The sequence below is a fragment of the Ignavibacterium sp. genome (assembly GCF_025998815.1).
GTDB lineage: Bacteria > Bacteroidota > Ignavibacteria > Ignavibacteriales > Ignavibacteriaceae > Ignavibacterium.
In genome coordinates this window covers 3,059,843-3,078,241 of record NZ_AP026678.1, presented here as the reverse complement: position 1 = coordinate 3,078,241, position 18,399 = coordinate 3,059,843, and the positions used below count along the sequence as shown (strand labels likewise).

At 33.4% G+C, this 18,399-nt stretch carries 15 protein-coding genes and 2 pseudogenes; 8 read left to right on the top strand and 9 right to left on the bottom strand.

The features are described 5' to 3' along the window. Window positions 1-130: 130 nt before the first annotated feature. The 9 genes and pseudogenes from Q0X14_RS13290 to aspS form a co-directional block, all read right to left on the bottom strand. Complete coding sequence (locus Q0X14_RS13290) at window positions 131-2,155, bottom strand: GspE/PulE family protein (protein WP_297839544.1); 2,025 nt, start codon at window positions 2,153-2,155, stop codon at window positions 131-133. Next, window positions 2,100-2,438, bottom strand: a complete 339-nt coding sequence (locus Q0X14_RS13285) for a hypothetical protein (RefSeq protein ID WP_297839542.1) — start codon at window positions 2,436-2,438, stop codon at window positions 2,100-2,102. Before Q0X14_RS13285 ends, Q0X14_RS13290 begins: the two co-directional genes overlap by 56 nt. A gap of 120 nt (window positions 2,439-2,558) precedes the next feature. Continuing rightward, window positions 2,559-3,068, bottom strand: a complete 510-nt coding sequence (locus Q0X14_RS13280) for a type II secretion system F family protein (protein ID WP_297839539.1) — start codon at window positions 3,066-3,068, stop codon at window positions 2,559-2,561. Between the two features lie 566 nt (window positions 3,069-3,634). Beyond that, window positions 3,635-4,000, bottom strand: a complete 366-nt coding sequence (locus Q0X14_RS13275; protein ID WP_297839537.1) for a hypothetical protein — start codon at window positions 3,998-4,000, stop codon at window positions 3,635-3,637. A 1,109-nt stretch (window positions 4,001-5,109) separates the two neighbouring features. Beyond that, window positions 5,110-5,415, bottom strand: coding sequence for a hypothetical protein (locus tag Q0X14_RS13270; protein WP_297839535.1), 306 nt, complete (start codon window positions 5,413-5,415; stop codon window positions 5,110-5,112). Window positions 5,416-5,833: 418 nt separating this feature from the next. Then, the gene (locus tag Q0X14_RS15655) at window positions 5,834-6,262 is read right to left on the bottom strand and encodes a DUF2723 domain-containing protein (protein WP_366522782.1); all 429 of its coding nucleotides are present in this window, start codon (window positions 6,260-6,262) and stop codon (window positions 5,834-5,836) included. Continuing rightward, window positions 6,213-6,680: a DUF2723 domain-containing protein gene (locus Q0X14_RS13265; protein WP_297839533.1), complete on the bottom strand. Its 468-nt coding sequence runs from the start codon at window positions 6,678-6,680 to the stop codon at window positions 6,213-6,215. Before Q0X14_RS13265 ends, Q0X14_RS15655 begins: the two co-directional genes overlap by 50 nt. A 16-nt stretch (window positions 6,681-6,696) precedes the next feature. Then, on the bottom strand, window positions 6,697-8,559 hold the full coding sequence (locus Q0X14_RS13260) for a DUF2723 domain-containing protein (protein ID WP_297839530.1): 1,863 nt from the start codon (window positions 8,557-8,559) through the stop codon (window positions 6,697-6,699). 15 nt (window positions 8,560-8,574) lie between these two features. Beyond that, window positions 8,575-10,355 (bottom strand): annotated as a pseudogene (gene aspS, locus Q0X14_RS15650) (aspartate--tRNA ligase). Between the two features lie 171 nt (window positions 10,356-10,526). Here aspS and Q0X14_RS13235 point away from each other — a divergent pair. The 8 genes and pseudogenes from Q0X14_RS13235 to Q0X14_RS13200 all read left to right on the top strand — a co-directional run bounded on the left by Q0X14_RS13235 (window position 10,527) and on the right by Q0X14_RS13200 (window position 18,392). After that, window positions 10,527-11,832, top strand: a pseudogene (locus tag Q0X14_RS13235) (thymidine phosphorylase). A 12-nt stretch (window positions 11,833-11,844) separates the two neighbouring features. Next, on the top strand, window positions 11,845-12,297 hold the full coding sequence (locus Q0X14_RS13230; protein WP_297839514.1) for a ferritin-like domain-containing protein: 453 nt from the start codon (window positions 11,845-11,847) through the stop codon (window positions 12,295-12,297). 136 nt (window positions 12,298-12,433) lie between these two features. Beyond that, window positions 12,434-13,306, top strand: coding sequence for a prohibitin family protein (locus tag Q0X14_RS13225; protein ID WP_297839511.1), 873 nt, complete (start codon window positions 12,434-12,436; stop codon window positions 13,304-13,306). 21 nt (window positions 13,307-13,327) lie between these two features. Further along, window positions 13,328-14,152, top strand: coding sequence for a cytochrome c biogenesis protein CcsA (gene ccsA / locus Q0X14_RS13220; protein ID WP_297839508.1), 825 nt, complete (start codon window positions 13,328-13,330; stop codon window positions 14,150-14,152). Window positions 14,153-14,158: 6 nt separating this feature from the next. Beyond that, complete coding sequence (gene hemA / locus Q0X14_RS13215; protein WP_297839504.1) at window positions 14,159-15,448, top strand: glutamyl-tRNA reductase; 1,290 nt, start codon at window positions 14,159-14,161, stop codon at window positions 15,446-15,448. Further along, window positions 15,445-16,383, top strand: a complete 939-nt coding sequence (hemC, locus tag Q0X14_RS13210; RefSeq protein ID WP_297839501.1) for a hydroxymethylbilane synthase — start codon at window positions 15,445-15,447, stop codon at window positions 16,381-16,383. The genes hemA and hemC overlap by 4 nt, the downstream gene beginning before the upstream one ends. Window position 16,384: 1 nt before the next feature. Next, on the top strand, window positions 16,385-16,987 hold the full coding sequence (locus Q0X14_RS13205) for a hypothetical protein (protein ID WP_297839499.1): 603 nt from the start codon (window positions 16,385-16,387) through the stop codon (window positions 16,985-16,987). Further along, window positions 16,968-18,392 carry a uroporphyrinogen-III synthase gene (locus tag Q0X14_RS13200; RefSeq protein ID WP_297839495.1) on the top strand — a complete coding sequence of 475 codons (1,425 nt, stop codon included), beginning with the start codon at window positions 16,968-16,970 and terminating at the stop codon, window positions 18,390-18,392. Before Q0X14_RS13205 ends, Q0X14_RS13200 begins: the two co-directional genes overlap by 20 nt. Window positions 18,393-18,399: the final 7 nt, after the last annotated feature.

Genomic DNA, 18,399 nt, shown 5'->3' with positions numbered 1-18,399 from the left:
TTTATTTTACATATATAATATTATATATAAAACTATACCAGACTTAGGAAAAAGTTTTAGTTACTTTTAGAATTTTTTTTATTCAGTTATCCTTAAATGTAAGGTAATTTTTACAAGGTGCAATAAAATTTTACTGTTCTGTTGTATTTGCCAGAACTTCTTCAATCGATGTTAAACCCATTTTAACTTTCTCTAAGCCGGCTTCCCTCAAGGTGAGTGTTCCATCTTTTCTTGCCTGTTCACGAATTTTTTCTTCATCAACTTCTTCACCTGCTTTAACTATAATATGTCTTATCTCTTTTGTAAAATATAATGCTTCGTGAATGGCAATTCTTCCTTTATATCCAGTATGATTACACTGATCGCAACCAACTGCCTGATAGATTGTATAATTTCTCCATTCAGCAATATTTAAACCAGCTGCCTGCATTAAATCTTCGTCGAAGTTTACAACTTTCTTTTTACAGTTATTGCAAAGTCTTCTGATAAGTCGTTGAGCAACAATAAGATTAATTGCATAGGCAATTAAGAATGGCTCAATGCCCATTTTATACAATCTTGATACAGCGCTTGGAGCATCGTTCGTGTGGAGTGTGGAAAATGTTAAGTGACCTGTATTAGCAAGTTTTATAGCGGTCTCAGCGGTCTCTCTATCTCTCATCTCACCAACTAATACAATATCAGGATCATGACGAAGTATAGACCTTATCGCTTGCTCAAAGTTCATCTTGAATCCAATCTTTAATTGTCGCGCACCTTCTATTACATATTCAACAGGATCTTCTACAGTAAGCACATTCACTTCTGGGGTGATTACCTGGTACAAAGCTGCAACTAATGTAGTACTTTTACCACTTCCCGTAGGACCGGTTAAGATTACCATTCCCTGTGGTTCGTTGATGGCTTTTTCAAATGCCTTTCTGGCGTAGCCCGCCAGACCTAATTTATCTAAATCCTTAATAACTTTTCTGTCATCAAGTATTCTTATTACAACACTTTCAAATTTGTTTTTAAGTTCAGTGCCAACCATTGGAAGAATAGAAACACGAAATCTTATAATATGATTATCAATCTCTCTTTGTATAAATCCATCCTGCGCCATTTCTCTTTCAAATCTGTCCATACCTTTTGAACGGTCTTTAACTACAGCTACAACAGCTTCTGGTAAAGTATTTTCCTGTGTGTGCCATAACTGTAAGTTTCCATCAATTCTGAACATAATATCTGTTTTATTTCCGGAGCGAGGAATGAAGTGTATATCACTTGCACCTTTTCTAACTCCTTCAATCAAAGCACCTTCAACAAGATTTATAAGAGCACTTCTATTTATTTCAGCTTCAAGTTCCTGTTCATCAATACCACTGTCATCAACGGGCGCTTCAAGAAATTCCTGCTGTTCTTTTTCAAGTTCCTTCAGGAATTCATTTTCAGGTGGGAGAATTATATTGATTAGTTTATCGTAATCTTTTTTCTTAATGAAGATTACTTCATGTTTTTTAGCATTTAAACCAAAAGCAATTTTAGCAATTTCTCTGTCAGTCGGATCGGTTGCAGCAAGTATAAGTTTATCACGATTTTTATCATCAAACATAAAAGGAATGACGCCATGATCAAGCATCATCTTCTTTAAGTTTTCTCCACCACTTTCAATTAGATTCCGAATTAATTGTAAACGACTTTCCGGTATTTCTTCAGGCTTGGTATCTAATTCACGGAAAGCATATAGAATTGCAACTTCACGGAAAATTACATCGTGATCATAACCAAAATCCTGCACAAGTATCTGCGCAAGATTTCTTTTGACTTTGCTTTTATCATTGTTCTTGGCGTTAATAGCCCTCTCAAGTGTCTGAGCATCGATTATCCCCTTTTTGTAAAGGAGATAACCGATTTTGTCGCTCATCTCGAGATTTGTATCAATCATGCTGACTCTGAATTCCGTATTAGTTGTTACTGATGCTGTTCCGGGGGTTTTAGGTCTTACGGTTGCAGTTTCTGCGGACACTAAAGTCAATGCAATCATAACAACCATTATTATCATAGCAATGGCAACCTGAATAAGTTCAATTAAGTTTTTGAGTTTATAGACTGTCTCAGCTTCATAGTAATTTGCTAAGCTGCAATGCCGTATTCTTAATGGTTCCGGTTTCCTCACCTGAGTGAAATCTTGACAATGCAGTTTCAGTAAATACACCTGAAGCTTCGAATGCTTCTGTAACTCCAACACCTTTTTTAATCATAAGAGGAATAGCAACATTTTTAATTCTGTCTTCAAAGTATCTGTTACCGGCAGCCTCTGCAGCAATTCTTATAGGTTCAATACTTTCTGCCGAACCACTGTATACAAGGCATAGAAAACACGACAGAAAACTTCGATTAATGTTTTGTGAATCAGATGGACCGATAACCGGTAATGTCAAAATCCATTTATCGATCAAGTACGCACCTTTATCTGTACGTGAAAAATAAAACAAGTGCAACCGGCGGAATTATCATAAAAGCGGCCACAAGATAAGGATTCTCAATCAAAAAATCACTAATCTTTAATGTAAAAGCAGTCATAGGGGGTAACTCAACTCCGAAGCGAACAAACAACTTTGCTGTTTCAGGGAAAGATATATCCGACATAGAAAATAACAGCCAGGAATAAAACAAACACAGTAACTAATAGGAGTGATAAGAGCGCTTCTTAAGTTTTTCCTGAACTCCTGTCTTCGCTCAAGAAACTTTGCTGTAGCTTTATAAATCTCAGTCATATTACCAGACTTTGAAGCAAGGCCAAGCATATAAGCAGTAAACTTACCAAATACATCCTGATACTTTAAAAATGTAACCTGGCTGTCAGCACCTTTTTTAAGTTCGTTATTAATTTCTTTTAGAGTGTTTTTGAGAGTTGCATTCTGAGTATCATTAATAAGCAGGTTCAGAATTTCACCATAGGAAAGTTTTTGCTCTAATAGTTCAGCACTGATTTTTACAAAGGTAACTATTTCCTGAACTGGTGGCTTTGCCTGAAGATCTATCAGCTTTTGGTTAACAGAAATTACTTTGTAACCAAGTCTGGTCAAAGCATCCTCAACTTCCTTTTTGTTGAATGCTTTCTGTTCACCTTTAATTGGCTTGTCATTTCCTTTTTGGGCTTTATATAAGAAAGTTCTCTTCTTTTCAATTGAAAGAACTTTTAATTGATTCTTCTCAGCAAGGGCGGAAAGTTTTTTCTTACCTTCACTAAGTGCATTAGCAGAGAGAGTGTACCGGTTATTGTCTGGCCGTTGACTTTTTGAGCTGTAAATTTGAATTCAACCATTTCTCACTCGTGTTTGTTTTTATTATCTACACAAGTGTCAAATATAGTTCCAGAATTTAAATGCGTTTTTTGTATTAAATAATCGATAGCTTTTTAATCGGATTTTAAAAAGTGATATGCAAAAAAGAAACGATAGTGTAAAAAATTCTTGCAATACACTTCAAAACATGTTGATTTTTTTCTTATAGTTAATTGAAAAGAAATAAATTTAACTTCAACTATCTTCAGCTCAGATGACTTATCCAGATAATTATGAAAAATTACTGCAAGTTTAAAATAAAAAGAGCTGACATCTCTGCCAGCTCTGTTACTGATCAGGATAGAGAACTAGTCATTTACAACTGAAACAATTGATGTATCACGAACAGTTGTTGTAACTGTCCAGGTATAGTCGTTTGGTGTTCCTGTTAGAACTACATTATCGGTACTAACTACAGCATTCCAAGAACCGGTTGGAGTATTTACAAGTTTAGAAGGAATAGTCCACCCTGTAAATGTGTTTCCACCACCGCCCATTGCTGTGGGTTTTTTGTAGTACTGCTGAGCTAAAGCACCGAGATTTGTACCCTCAGATACCATTGTATCTTTTGCTGATTCTTCAGCATTTGCGTTGAAAAGGTTAATACCAACTACTATAGCGATACCGACTATGATAACGCCAAGAACGATTAAGAGAAGTTGTTGTTGACCCATTTTAGATCTCCTTATATTTGTTTGTTATGAGTTAATTAAGTTATTGTTTAGTTAATGACTTCAGTTTTAATGCCATTTCGATCTACTGTTGTTTTACTTCAACTAATACGCCAGATGTAACATATTCATTACCAACTTCCGGTTATTACCACACTATCGTTGATAAACTTGAGCTGTATAATTACCATTATGTTGTGATTTCAATTTATTTGGTATATCCCAACCTGAAAAGAATATTCACCACCACCATACAGTCTAGCTTTCTTGTAATACTGTAATGCTAATGTTCCTATATTTACACTTTCATTTATTACAGTATCTCTCTTGTTTTCAACTGAATGAAGCTTTGAAAAGCATAAATACCGATAATACTGCAATTCCGACTATTATTACACCTAAAACTATTAAAAGTAATTGTTGTTGTCCCATTTTATTTTGCCTCGCTTATTTTTGATTATTAATTTTTATGCCGATGTGAGATGAAGCTGTTTAAATTTCTTCATCTAATTCCTATCTTATCGGCAAATTCTACAAGCAATATTTACAAGAACAATTCTTAGTTACAATCTTAATCAGAACACTTTAATTTCGCTTTCGGTTTATAATATTCAAAGAATTGTGCCAGTGCATCTTGGAATCATTACTATAGAAGTGAGATGAATTTTGATGTAGAAATAGGTGGAAAAATCGGATTTGAAATTTTTCCCGATAATTTTTACTGAAATTCGGTAATTAATTCTTGATACTCAGTACTGGTAGGAATGTTCAGAGTAACGATCAGCATCGGAAATATTTTCTTACTAACTGGGTAATCTTTTCCAGAAGAAATCTTAAGATCTCTCAGTTCTGAATATAAGGTCCTCAAATCCGGACTAAGTCGAATAATCGGGATAATCTTTCCTATGAATGAAAGTTATTAATTATTTTGCTTTGTCAATTCTATTCCGTGTATCGATCTCATATCTGGCTCGTGCTTCAATCATAAATCCAATCAGATGATAAATATATTCGTGAAAAATTGTTCTCTTTTCGCAGAAATCTCGTTTTCTTCGGTAACTGATAAAATTGCACTATAAGCACTATCGTTTGATACCCTGAAACAAAGTCCTTCAGGTATAAGTCGTTTTATCACCCAGATTAAACTTACCCTTTCTGTATGTAATCCTTAAATACATCAAAAGTAATATAATAATCATTCTTTCAAAAGATTTTCCACAGAACCAAATTTTTGCTTGACATCTAATTTGTAAGAAGGAAGAGGTAAGCATTTCAACGCCAAGTACTTCAACATCTTTTCTGTAACCAAGTGCATACTGAAGGAAAAAAGATGGAGCAGCAAACAAAGGCCAATCACTGGTAAGTAGAATTTTATTTTGAGGTATTTGATTCAGAACTTCTCTGCTATAGTCTTCCACAATAAAATCTTTACTTCGATCAATCTTCAGGAAAATTCAAATAAAGTTGCCAAAGAATTATAATCTACAAAAGAAACCCAATAGAAGCGGTTGAAATTTTTTGGAAACAGTTGAAAGGACTGCAACAATTATTGAAGATGCTATCGAAAATAATAAAAATATTACGAGGAAGTACTCATCTATATCCGGAATGGAATAATTGAGAACAAAGAATAATGATGTGGCTGATAAGAAGGAAATAAAACGTTCTTAATCTCTTCATAAAGCTAAATAAAAAAATCAGACCACTAAATACAGTAAGTAATGAAGAAACCCAAATTCACCTCCCGTAAACCCAGTTTGTTTATTGAAACTTAAAATATTCAGGAACTGATATGTCTGTTGTCTTATTGATTCAGCTCCCTGAAACATTTTACTCTCATAGTATTTCCCTCGTCACATAATCAATTAAAGCCGGGAATGATCTTGGCTCATTCATAAAAGTAAATTCAGGATTGCTCTGAGCTCGGAACATCATCAACAAATAGAAAAAGAAAGCAATTGAAAAAGAAATTAAGAATAATCTGATGAAGAGATAAAATGATTGTTTTTCAAAACGATTGATTAAGAAAAAGAGATAGACAGTTGCCGGCAAAAGATAGAGTGTCATCATATGATTCGAAAACGCCAACCCAATCATAACAGCAGTAAAATACCATTGTTTATTTTTTATCGTTTCAGACTTGAGATGGTTTATTAGGATACTAATCAACGAAAATATTATAATCGAAGTTAAAAATATTTGGAGAGAATAAACTTCAACCCGAGTTGCTTGCTTCCAAAAAGTTATACTGAATGCATAAGTCAATCCCCCTATTATAGATGTAATTATGAATAGTCCAACGATTAAATTTTAATTTTGATAACGCAGGAAATCTAACTTCATTTATGAATAAATTAAAATTGAACAGTACTTTCTCAATTAATTTTATTAAAACGACGACTGTAAATGAATTAAAAATGCATTGTAAAAGATTTAACTGAAATATTAATGGTTGAGCAAAAGGAATTTTCGAATAAATATAACCTGTAATTGCAAATAGTGGATAACCTGTCGGATGAGCAATTCCCCAGGTCGCCTGCACAGCAGCAAGTTCACCTGAATCAATTTCTCCAATAGAACGAGATGTTGTTAAATAATATACAACAAAAACAAAAATACCTGTCAGGATATGATAAGATTTTGATAGAATCCTAAAAAAAATTTCCGATCGATTACTTGTCATCATATAAAAATTAATATTAAAGGATTTTGTTTTTAATTAACTCAACTAAAGTTTTTTCAGATAATTTATAAGATGGAAAATTATTTTGAATGTCTTTAGTAATTTTTTTTGCAATATCTATTTTATTGAACTTTAGCTCATAAAGTAGCCGCTGCTCAAGCATATAAGGGATTAATTCTCTGATATATTTTTCGGATTCACTAGAAAGATATTTACTAAATCTTACTTTGTTCTCAACAAAATCAATCGGATAATAGCTGCTGTCAGTTCCAATCATAAAAAAATTTCTCATAGGAATTAAAGAAAAATGCTCGGGAATTTTTAGAATCCCTTTGCTAATAAGTTTATATGCGACATCGAATGCCACATATGTATTCGTCATAGGAATTAAAACATAATCTTTATCATAAATTTGTGTTGACTTAAATTTCCTATACCAATCAAATTCTATGTAACCGGATGGACTTATTATGTTAACATCCTTTCGGAAATTCTCAACATTCTGATAAAACAAAGCCGGCGATATTATTGAACTCCAGTTATCTGTCAATAATATCGAGTTTGGTGGTAATTCTCCAATTGAAGATTTTAAAAAGTCTTCTATCACAAAAAATTCAGATCTATCGGCGTATTTATAATTTACAAAGAACTGCAACACAATTAAGAAAGCTAATAAAAGAAAAACAATCCGTTTTAATAAAATTCTGACATCGATAATTAAAAGTAAAAAGATAACAGGCAGAACAGAGGCAAGACTCAATATCCAAAATGCAACCAGAAAATATTCGTTAATATCAGGAATATGATAAATTAAAGCGGTAGCGATCGAAACAATTAAAATTAAGTATTGATAAAGTGCTAATTCTCTTTTAAGAAAAGAAATAAGTATTACCCCGGCTATTCCCAGAAATAAAGATAACCCAAATTCCCCCATCGAAAATGTCGAAGGGATAAAATTAAAACTGAGCATCTTTAACAATTTGTAACTTTGTTGAAGTAATCCTTCAGTGCTATCTAAAACATATTTTGAATATTCTTTTGCAGTAATATGATCAATTAACCGATGAAAATCAGAAGGGTCGCCATATGACCAGGGCGGAGAAGTTTGCGCTCTGAACATCATCATCAAATAAAAAACTGAAGAGATAGAAATTCCAACTAAGACAAGAATCAAAAATCCTTTAATACTGTCTTTACTAATTTTATTAATAAGAAAAAATAATATGAAAGTAGCAGGCAATAGGTAAATTGTCATTAAATGATTTGAGAAAGCTAATCCAATTAATATTGCAACAAGTAGCCAGTCTTTTAATATTTTTTTGTAACATTTTTCAGCTAAAGAATTTACTTCCTTTAAGAAAATTTTCAGAGAATTATATACGATAAGAGATGTAAGAAAAATCTGTAGAGTATAAACTTCGACTTTAGTACTGTTTAGCCAAAATGTTGCACTAAATGCCAGCATTAATCCTGAAAAAATAGAAATGGCAATTTTATGAGATTGCGGAATATTGAAATTAATCTTTGATTGAAGAATTTTTTTATTAAATATTAGTTCCAAATTGTTTAATAATAATAAAGAGGTCTTTATTAAAACTATAACTGTTAATGTACACCAAATGGAATTCAATAAATTCAATTTGATTAAAGTTGAAATTGGTAATGGGATTTTACTAAATAGGAAACCAAGCAGAGAGAAAAGCGGATAACCGGTTGGATGAGGTATACTAAGTGTAGCTTGTGCTAATGCCAATTCACCAGAGTCAAATTCACCGATGGATCTTCCAACAGTCAAAATATAAACCAGGAAAACAAAAAAGCCAGTTAACTCAGTGTAATTTTCAATGAAAAAATTATATGGCCTTTTTGAATCTGTCATTCAATTATTTGTCAACTACCTTACCTTTATATGCAATTCTCTTAATTGAGCTTCATCAACATACGAAGGCGAATCATCCATCAGTGAAATCCCACTGGCAGTTTTTGGAAATGCAATTACATCACGAATGGAATTTTCTCCTGCAAATATCATAGCCATTCTGTCAAAGCCAAATGCGATTCCGCCGTGTGGTGGTGCACCATATTTGAAAGCATTCATCAAGAAGCCGAATTTTGTCTGTGCTTCTTCTTCAGAGATTCCGAGAACTTTAAACATCTTTGCTTGTAATTCGGAATTGTGAATTCTGATACTTCCACCGGCAATTTCATTTCCGTTAAGTACAAGATCATAAGCTCGTGCTTTAACTTTTGATGGATCAGTTTCCATCAGCGGAATGTCTTCAATTCTTGGTGATGTAAATGGATGATGCATTGCATAATATCTTTTTGTTTCTTCGTCCCATTCGAATAATGGAAAATCAGTTACCCAAAGCAATTTTGGTTCCGAATCAGGTTTAATCAAATCAAGTCTGCGCGCCATTTCTAATCTGAGTTGTCCGGCAATGTTAAGTGTTTTAATTCTGTTACCTGATAAGATGAAAATTAAATCGCCGGCTTTTGCATTCAGTTCTTTAATCAGATTTTGTTTTTCTTCATCTGTAAAAAATTTCATTGTTGGTGATTCAAGTTCAAGTCCGCTATCTGTCTGTTTAACTCTTATCCAAATTAAACCTTTTGCACCAAATCCTTTTACAAAATCTGTGAGCACATCAAGTTGATTTCTCGTATATTCGCCACAACCAGGGTGCAAGTAAACCTGATATAATTCCATCACTTTCGATTGCATCTTTGAAGACTCTGAATTCAGTCTTCTCAAAGATGTGATTTAGATTTTTCATTTCGAGATCAAATCGTAAATCAGGTTTGTCACTTCCGTATTTTTCCATTGCCTCATCGAATGATAATCTCGGAATCGGAGTCTGCAGGTCTTTATTCCAGATTTCTCTGAACATTATTTTCATCAATCCTTCAACAATCTGGAAATATATCTTCCTGATCGACAAAAGACATTTCAACATCAATCTGAGTAAACTCCGGTTGACGATCAGCTCTTAAATCCTCATCACGAAAACACTTTACGATTTGGAAATATCTGTCAAGTCCGGAAACCATAAGTATTTGTTTGTAAGTTTGCGGAGATTGCGGAAGCGCATAGAACTTTCCTTTATGCAACCGGCTTGGTACAAGAAAATCTCTTGCCCCTTCGGGGGTACTTTTCATTAGTACCGGAGTTTCTACTTCCACAAAATTATTCTGATCAAAATATTTTCGAGTAAGTTGATACATTTTATGCCGAAGCAACAAATTTTTCTGAAGTTTCGGTCTTCGTAAATCCAGATAACGATATTTCAATCTTAAATCTTCGTGAGTATCAATATCATCTCTGACTGGGAAAGGCGGTGTTGCTGCTTCATTAAGAATAATAAGTTTATTAACCATCACATCAATTTGTCCTGTTTCAAGTTCCGGGTTTTCTGTTCCTTCCGGCCGTTTTCTAACAACACCTTCAATTGAAATTACAAACTCACTTCTTAGATCTTTTGCTTCGTGATGAGCTTCTTTGTTAAAAGTTGGTTCAAAAACCACCTGAGTTATTCCGTAACGATCACGGAGCTCTATAAATATAACTCCGCCAAGGTCTCTTCTTTTATCAACCCAACCGTGAAGAATTACATTCTCTCCAATATTTTTTTCTCTAAGTTCACCACAAGTGTGAGTTCGTCTCTTAAAATGCATCTTAAGTTAAATACTCCTTCATTATTTTGTGGGCAAAGATAAATATTTGCCTGTGGCTATACAACAAAGCTCAAAATACTTGTTGTATTTGTTTCTTAAGTTAAACAACAATGAATGCTTACTTTTTACAAATATCAAAACTTATAATAAAAGAAAGATTTATATTTCGGTATGAACACAATAGAAATTATCCGCAAGAAGAGAGATAAACATTCTCTTACAAAAGAAGAAATAGAATTCCTTGTTTCTTCATACACAAAAGGTAAAATTCCCGACTATCAGTTTTCTGCTTTTCTGATGGCAGCTTTCCTAAATGGTTTGAACAAAACCGAAACTGCTGCATTAACAAAAGCAATGCTTTACAGCGGGAAGGTTGTTGACCTTTCATCAATCAAAGGCGTTAAAGTTGACAAACACTCAACGGGTGGAGTTGGTGATAAAACTTCACTTGATAATTGCACCAATAGTTGCCGCTGCAGGAGTTTATGTTCCAATGATTTCCGGAAGAGGTCTTGGTCATACTGGTGGCACTTTAGATAAACTTGAATCAATTCCCGGCTTCAGAACCGATTTGAATCTGAAAGAATACAAGAATGTTTTGAAGAAAACGGGCGCTGTTCTAATAGGACAAACAAAAGAAATTGCACCAGCCGATAAACTTATTTATTCACTCCGCGATGTTACTGCAACAGTTGAATCAATTTCTTTAATTACCGGAAGCATTATGAGTAAAAAACTTGCTGAAGGAATTGATGCACTTGTTCTTGATGTTAAAACCGGTAACGGTGCTTTTATGAAACAAATGAAAGATGCAGAACAACTCGCCTATTCCCTTTCCGATACTGCAAAAGCATTTGGCAAAAAATGTCTTGCATTTATAACCGATATGAACCAACCACTTGGAAATTATATCGGTAACTGGCTTGAAGTTTATGAATCAATTGAAGTATTAAGAGATGGTAAGAAAAACGACTTAACAGAACTTTCTTTAATACTTGCCGGTGCGATGATTTATCTTGGTAAAAAAGCAAACTCGCTCGAAGATGGAATTGAAAAAGCGATAACTTTATTAAACTCCGGAAAAGCTTTCGATAAATTTTTGGAAATTGTTAAAGCTCAGGGTGGAGATATCTCCTATATAAAAAATCCTGCTCGGTATCCAAAATCTAAATATCACAAGAAAATTAAAATGTTGAACGAAGGTTTTCTTTCTTTTGTTGATACTTATGAAATCGGAATGGCTGCAATTGACCTTGGCGCAGGAAGATTAAAGAAAGAAGACAGGATTGATCCGAAAGCGGGAATTATCTTTCATTACAAATTGGGCGATAAAATTAATAAAGGCGATGTATTTGCAGAGTTATTTTCAGATTCGGATGAAAAAATTAAATTAGCAGAAAATAGAATCCTCAATGCAATTAAGTTATCTAATAAAAAAACTAAAAGTCCTCTGTTAATTAAAAAAATAATAAACTAAAGGAGACAGGTTATGGCAACAAGACAAGAAATAGCAAAAGAACTTCAAAAAAGTTATTGGATGGAAATAGAAACAGTGATGAATTACATTTCCAACTCAGTTAATCTTGATGGTGTAAGAGCAGAGGAAATAAAAAAATCTCTGGCAGTTGACATTGCCGAGGAATTAACTCACGCTCAGACTCTTGCAAAAAGAATAAAAGAACTGGATGGACTTGTTGAAAGTTCAATGCACTTTAAAGCTGAGCAGAAATCTCTGCAAACAAAAGATGATACCACTGATGTTGTATCTGTAATTGAAGGAGTGATTGAAGCTGAAAAAGGTGCAATTGAGCAATACAACAAAATCATCAAACTTTGCGAAGGTGTTGATTATGTTACTCAGGATATGGTAATCGGTTTGCTTGCTCAGGAAGAATCACACTTACGGGAGTTCAAGGGCTTTTTAAAGGAATATAAAAAGTAATTTACATCATAATAACTGCCTTTAAAGCCACAAGTCAAAATTATCACACAATGTTAATGCGACTTGTGGCTTCCTTTATTATAAACCACTTCAAATGTATATTTAACAAGTAAAATAATCTTTTTAAGAGGAAAATATGCTATTTATTTTAGCTTCTCTTGCAGCAATTGCAGCTTTGTTTGTGCATATAAATGCAAAGAAAAAATTCAACAAAGCCGAAGCTACTTTTTCACTAATCGGATTTTTAGTTGCATTGTTCATCGCATTTGCGCAATTGTTCACAGTCATCCCAGCCGGACATGTTGGAGTAATTGATTTTTTTGGTAATGTTAGTGATAACACTCTCTATCCCGGAGTTAACTTAGTTAATCCTCTTGCAAATGTTGTTAAGTTCGATGCAAGAACACAAGAGTTAAAAGAAGAAATGACGGTGCCTTCAAAAGAAGGTTTGAGTGTTCAGTTAGAAATTAGTTTACTTTATTCTTTAAGTTTTCAGAATGCGAATAAGATTTACAAAACTGTTGGCGAAGACTATGTTGACAAGATTGTTGTGCCGCAATTTCGTTCAGTTGTAAGAGGTGTAACATCAAAATATGAAGCAAGAGCTTTATACACAGCTGAAAGAGAAAAACTCGCTAAACAAATTGAACAGGAACTTACATCTTTAGTCGGTCCGCGCGGAGTAACTATTGAAGCTGCAGCATTAAGAAAAATTACCCTTCCTCCAGGACTTACAGCATCAATTGAAGAGAAGCTTAAAGCTGAGCAGGAAAGTCAGAGAATGCAATTTATTCTTGAAAAGGAAAGACTCGAAGCAGAACGAAAAAAGATTGAAGCACAAGGAATATCTGATTTTCAGAAAATTGTTTCGCAAGGAATTAGTGAACAACTTTTAAAATGGAAAGGCATCGAAGCAACTGAGAAGCTTGCAAACTCTCCTAATTCAAAGATTGTTGTAATTGGATCCGGCAAAGAAGGTTTACCAATAATTCTTGGTGGTGATAAATAAATTCAAATTAAGTTAAATATTATGATACCTTTCATACATACTTTGAATGCTCTTCTTCCTTTTTTCTATCTGATTACCTTTATAATCTATTTATATGATTTTTATAAAGGCGGAGAAAAATTTCATAATTCTAAAAGATTATTTTTATTTCTGACTTTACTTCTTCATTTCCTTTATCTTATGCTCAGAACAATTGAGTTTGATCATCCACCTATTACAAATGTATTTGAAATATTTACTGTGCTCGCTTTCTCAATCAGCTTTTCATACTTTATTCTTGAGCTTGTTACTGATATCCGCGGAACAGGAATGTTTATTATCATCATTTCAATTCTGTTTCAGATAATTTCTTCATTCTTTATTGAAGATCTGATTGAAGTGAAGGAAGTATTACGAAGTAATTTACTTGGAAGTCATGTTTTCAGTGCACTGCTTGGATATGCCGGAATTACTATATCAGCCGTTTATGGATTTCTGTATTTGATTCTTTACAAAGAACTCAAGACAAGTAAATTTGGATTAATATTCGATCGACTTCCTAATCTGGAAGTACTTGAGAAGTTAAGTTTTTATTCTGCAGTTATTGGTTTTGTTCTACTTACTATTGCGATTATAATCGGAATTATCTGGTTGCCTCAGGCATTTCCGGATTTTTCATACACTGACCCAAAATTAATTGGAACAATGCTCGTATGGATTTTATATGGCATTGGTTTGATAAATAAAATTACCGGTAAATGGCGAGGCAAGAAACTTATAATACTTTCGATAATTGGTTTTACACTTGCAATTTTCTCAACTATTCTAACCAACTTTTTAGCAAGAAGTTTTCATTCATTTTATTAAGATACGATGAACTTATTAGGAATATCAATTAATCACAGAACTGCTCCGGTAGATTTAAGAGAAGCACTTCACTTAAGCGAAGAAGAAATCCGGAATCTTATTCAACAGACTAAAGATAAAATTTTATCTGAAGGAATAGTTATATCAACCTGCAATCGTACTGAGATTTACGGAATTCCGAAGCAGGAAGGAATTACTCATCTCGATCTACAGAATCTTATAATCAATTTTAAGTCGGCTGCAAAAGTTTCCGAAGAAAATTTTCAGAAATTTATTTCAAGAGAATCAGTTGAACATTTATTCAGAGTTGCAACTGGAATTGACTCACTTTTGATTGGCGATAATCAGATTTTCAAACAGGTGAAAGATTCCTTCATCATTTCTGAAGAGATGAACTTTGCAGGATTTTTAGTCAAGCGTTTAATGGATGCTGCCGTTCGTGTTGGCAAAAGAGCAATCAATGAAACTGCAATTAGTGAAGGTGCTGTCACCGTAAGTTACGCAGCTGTTCAACTTGTTGAAAAGATTTTTGCAAACCTTTCTAAAAAATCTGCTTTAGTAATCGGAACAGGAGAAACCGGAGAGATTGCTGCAAAACATTTAAGAGACAGAGGAATCGGAAGACTTACATTAACTAATCGTACTTTTGAAAAAGCAGAGAAGCTTGCAACTGAGTTAAATACTGCAGTCTTCCCTTTTGATACATTCAAAGAACATCTTCACAAGTTTGATATAATTATCAGTGCTACGAGTTCTGAAAATATTATCCTTACAAAGGATGATATTGAAAAGACGATGAAGAAAAGAAATTATGAGTCACTCGTTATAATGGATATTGCAATTCCGAGAGATGTTGATCCGGCTTGTAAAGATATTGATTATGTTTTTTATCATGATATTGATTCGCTGAATGTAATTGTGCAGCAAAATCTCGCAAAGCGACGGAATGAAATTCCGAAAGTAGAAAAAATTATTCAGGAAGAACTTGATGCTTTCTTTGATTGGTATAATTCACTTCAGGTTGCTCCAACAATTAAAGATCTGAGGGATTACTTTGAAGCTATTCGTGCAGAAGAAGTTGAAAAGAACATAAACAAATTTTCTGAAGAAGACAGAGAGAAGCTTGAGATAATTACCAAAAGAATAATCAATAAAATATTGCATCATCCGACTGTTGAATTGAAAAAACTTTCGGATGAAAACTCCGCTTCAGATTTATCTTCAATTAAGTTAAGTGTAATCAGAGAATTATTCGGTCTAACAGGAAATAAACAAAATCAGCAGGACAAAAATTGAATAAAAAATTAATAATTGGTTCACGCGGTAGTGAGCTTGCACTTTGGCAAGCAAATTTTGTTAAAAAGGAATTAGAAAAAAAACATCGCGGTCTTTCTGTTGAAATTAAAATTATTAAAACTAAAGGCGATAAAATCCTTGATGTTGCTTTGTCAAAAATTGGCGACAAATCTCTATTCACAAAAGAACTTGAAGTTGAATTACTGAATAAAAGAATTGATTTGGCTGTCCACTCACTCAAGGACTTACAAACTCAGATACCTGAAGGATTAAAATTAGCAGCAGTTACAAAGCGTCACGATGTTGAAGATGTTCTGATTGCCAGAAAAAAAGGAACAACAATTTTTTCACTTCCTGAAAATGCTGTTGTGGCTACAGGTTCATTAAGAAGAAGAGCACAGCTTCAGCATCTTCGTCCGGATATTAAAGTTGTAGATCTTCGCGGAAATGTTCCATCAAGAATAAAAAAATTTCTTGAATCTGATTGGGATGGAATTATACTCGCTCGTGCAGGAGTCGAAAGACTTGGTCTGAAAAAGTATATCTCATCATACATTAGTAAAGATGAAATTCTTCCGGCAGTTGGGCAAGGAGCTTTGGGAATTGAAATTCATTCAGAAAATCTTTTTGCCTTTGAACTTGTGCAATCTATTCATCATAACGATACTTTTATCGCAGTAACTGCTGAAAGAGCTTTACTCAAAGCACTCGAAGGCGGATGTCAGGTTCCCATCGGAGCTTTTGCGGAAATTAAACCCAACGGACTTTATCTCGATGCAATGGTTGGAAGTCTTGATGGTTCCATTACATTCAGAAAAAAAGTTCGTGGGAAAAAAGATGAACCGGAAAAACTTGGTAAGTCACTTGCAAAAGATTTGCTTAGAGCCGGTGCAAACAAAATTCTGGAAGAAGTTTATAACAATTCAAGAAAATAAAATGAAAGCAAAAAATTTTATTAAGCTTTTATCTATCGGAACACTTTTGGTTTTGATAACATCCTGTTCTGGTTCCAAGTTTGATTATGATGATACAGACATTCCGATTTATGTATTTAAGAATGCTGAGAAATATATCGCATCAAAAACCGGAGAAAACTTTTTTGAAAATTATATCCAACCTGATTTTGATAATTGCACAAAAGTTGAAAACGGATATTTTCTTGTTTATAAACTTTATGTTCCGGAAAAACCTTTTGTTAAAGGTGATATCAGATTTATTGTTGATACTTTAGGCAATGTAAATAATAACTTTGATGTATTTGGAATTCCTGAATGTGTTAAAAATCCCGGTGACTGTAAATTCTCTATTGACGAAAAAAGCGCGAGAGCTATCGCCGAGCAGCACGGACTTGAGAAAGGAATTAAGGATTGGAAATTATCATTCATTTATGATCCTGTCTATGGTAAATATGTCTGGAACATAAATTCAACTCTTACAGAAAATGAAGGTGAATTTGGTTACAGAGCAAGTGGTCAGGAAATGATTATTGATTCATCAACAGGCGAAGTACTTTCAAAAAATGATTGGAAAATCAACTGAGTTTGGTGTGAGTAAAAGCAGAGCTGTATTAAAGAGACAAAGAAAAGAAATTATTATTGATAAAGCCACAGAACTTTTTGCGAGGAAAGATTACTACGAAGTAATGATGGATGATGTTGCCCATCTCAGTAAAGTAGCAAAAGGTACTTTATACAATTACTTTGATTCAAAAGAAAAGCTTTACGAAGAAATCATTAATTCAAATCTCGAAAAGTTAGTAGCTTCAGTTAAATCAGGTTTGAATAATGAATCTTTCATAATCGAATCTCTTTATTCTTATGTTTCATCATTATTTCAGTTTTTAATATCACACAAAAACTTCTTTAAAATTTATTACAGCCATCTTTCCAAAGATGATGAAGTTATTAATTCTGCAGTTAAATTGAAGACTGAGGAGTTGAGTTCATTACTTAGTGATATTATTTATAAAGGGAAAAGAGAGAAATTGTTCAGAGATGTTGAGGAAGATTTTGCCGTCAGATTAATTATTGGAAATATTTTTAATTCAGTTAAAAGAAGTATAGAAAATAATTTTTCAGATGAACAATTAATTTCAGAAAAAGAAAATCTGTTTGTTTTTATTCTACACGCAATTTATGCCGGATTTGAAAACTCGATGATAAGACCTTTAAAGAACAAAACAATTGTATTAACCAGAACAGTTGAGCAATCTGCCGAATCAGCTTCTGCATTCAGTGAGCTTGGAGCAAAAGTTATAATCTTTCCTACTCTTGAAATCGTTCCGCCAACAAGCTGGAAAAGTTTTGATGAAGTAATATTTGGTAAAGATAGAATTGATTTTCTGATTTTTACTTCTGCACACACAGTAACAATGTTTGTCCAGAGATTGGATGAACTTCAGAAAGAATTTGATTACTCAAAAACAAAAGTAGTAGCAATTGGAAGTAAGACAAGTCAGGTTTGTGAACAATATAAAATTCCTGTAAATATTATTCCTGAGAAATTTTCAGGCGAAGGTGTAGTTGAAGCATTATCAAAATATAATCTTAAAAACAAAGTTGTATTTATTCCCCGCTCTGCAATTGGTCGTGCTGAACTACCCAAAGGATTAGAAGAGCTTGGAGCAATCATTAAAACAGTTCCTGTTTATAATGTTTCTCTTCCAAGAAAAAGTGTTATTGAAGAAAGTCTGAAACAATTAAAAGGATCAAAGCCCGATGTTTATGTTTTCACAAGTCCATCTACTTTCGAAAATTTCCTGACTATTATGAAAATTGATAATCCGACTTTGTATTTCAAAGGTGTTGATGTAGCTGCAATTGGTCCAACAACCAAATCAGCAATTGAATCGAAAAAAGTTAAAGTAAGCATTATGCCTTCTGAATTTACAATCAAAGGATTAGCAAATAAAATGATTGAGTATTATCGTTCAAAAGAAAAATAACGGAGTT

Bases quoted from the DNA above. Each gene is read 5' to 3' on its own strand.
- Q0X14_RS13265 (WP_297839533.1), bottom strand. From the start codon at position 6,680: ATGACAAGTAATCGATCGGAAATTTTTTTTAGGATTCTATCAAAATCT.
- Q0X14_RS13205 (WP_297839499.1), top strand. From the start codon at position 16,385: ATGAAAGCAAAAAATTTTATTAAGCTTTTATCTATCGGAACACTTTTG.
- Q0X14_RS13200 (WP_297839495.1), top strand. From the start codon at position 16,968: ATGATTGGAAAATCAACTGAGTTTGGTGTGAGTAAAAGCAGAGCTGTA.
- ccsA (WP_297839508.1), top strand. From the start codon at position 13,328: ATGATACCTTTCATACATACTTTGAATGCTCTTCTTCCTTTTTTCTAT.
- hemA (WP_297839504.1), top strand. From the start codon at position 14,159: ATGAACTTATTAGGAATATCAATTAATCACAGAACTGCTCCGGTAGAT.
- Q0X14_RS13260 (WP_297839530.1), bottom strand. From the start codon at position 8,559: ATGACAGATTCAAAAAGGCCATATAATTTTTTCATTGAAAATTACACT.
- Q0X14_RS13225 (WP_297839511.1), top strand. From the start codon at position 12,434: ATGCTATTTATTTTAGCTTCTCTTGCAGCAATTGCAGCTTTGTTTGTG.
- Q0X14_RS13230 (WP_297839514.1), top strand. From the start codon at position 11,845: ATGGCAACAAGACAAGAAATAGCAAAAGAACTTCAAAAAAGTTATTGG.
- Q0X14_RS13275 (WP_297839537.1), bottom strand. From the start codon at position 4,000: ATGGGTCAACAACAACTTCTCTTAATCGTTCTTGGCGTTATCATAGTC.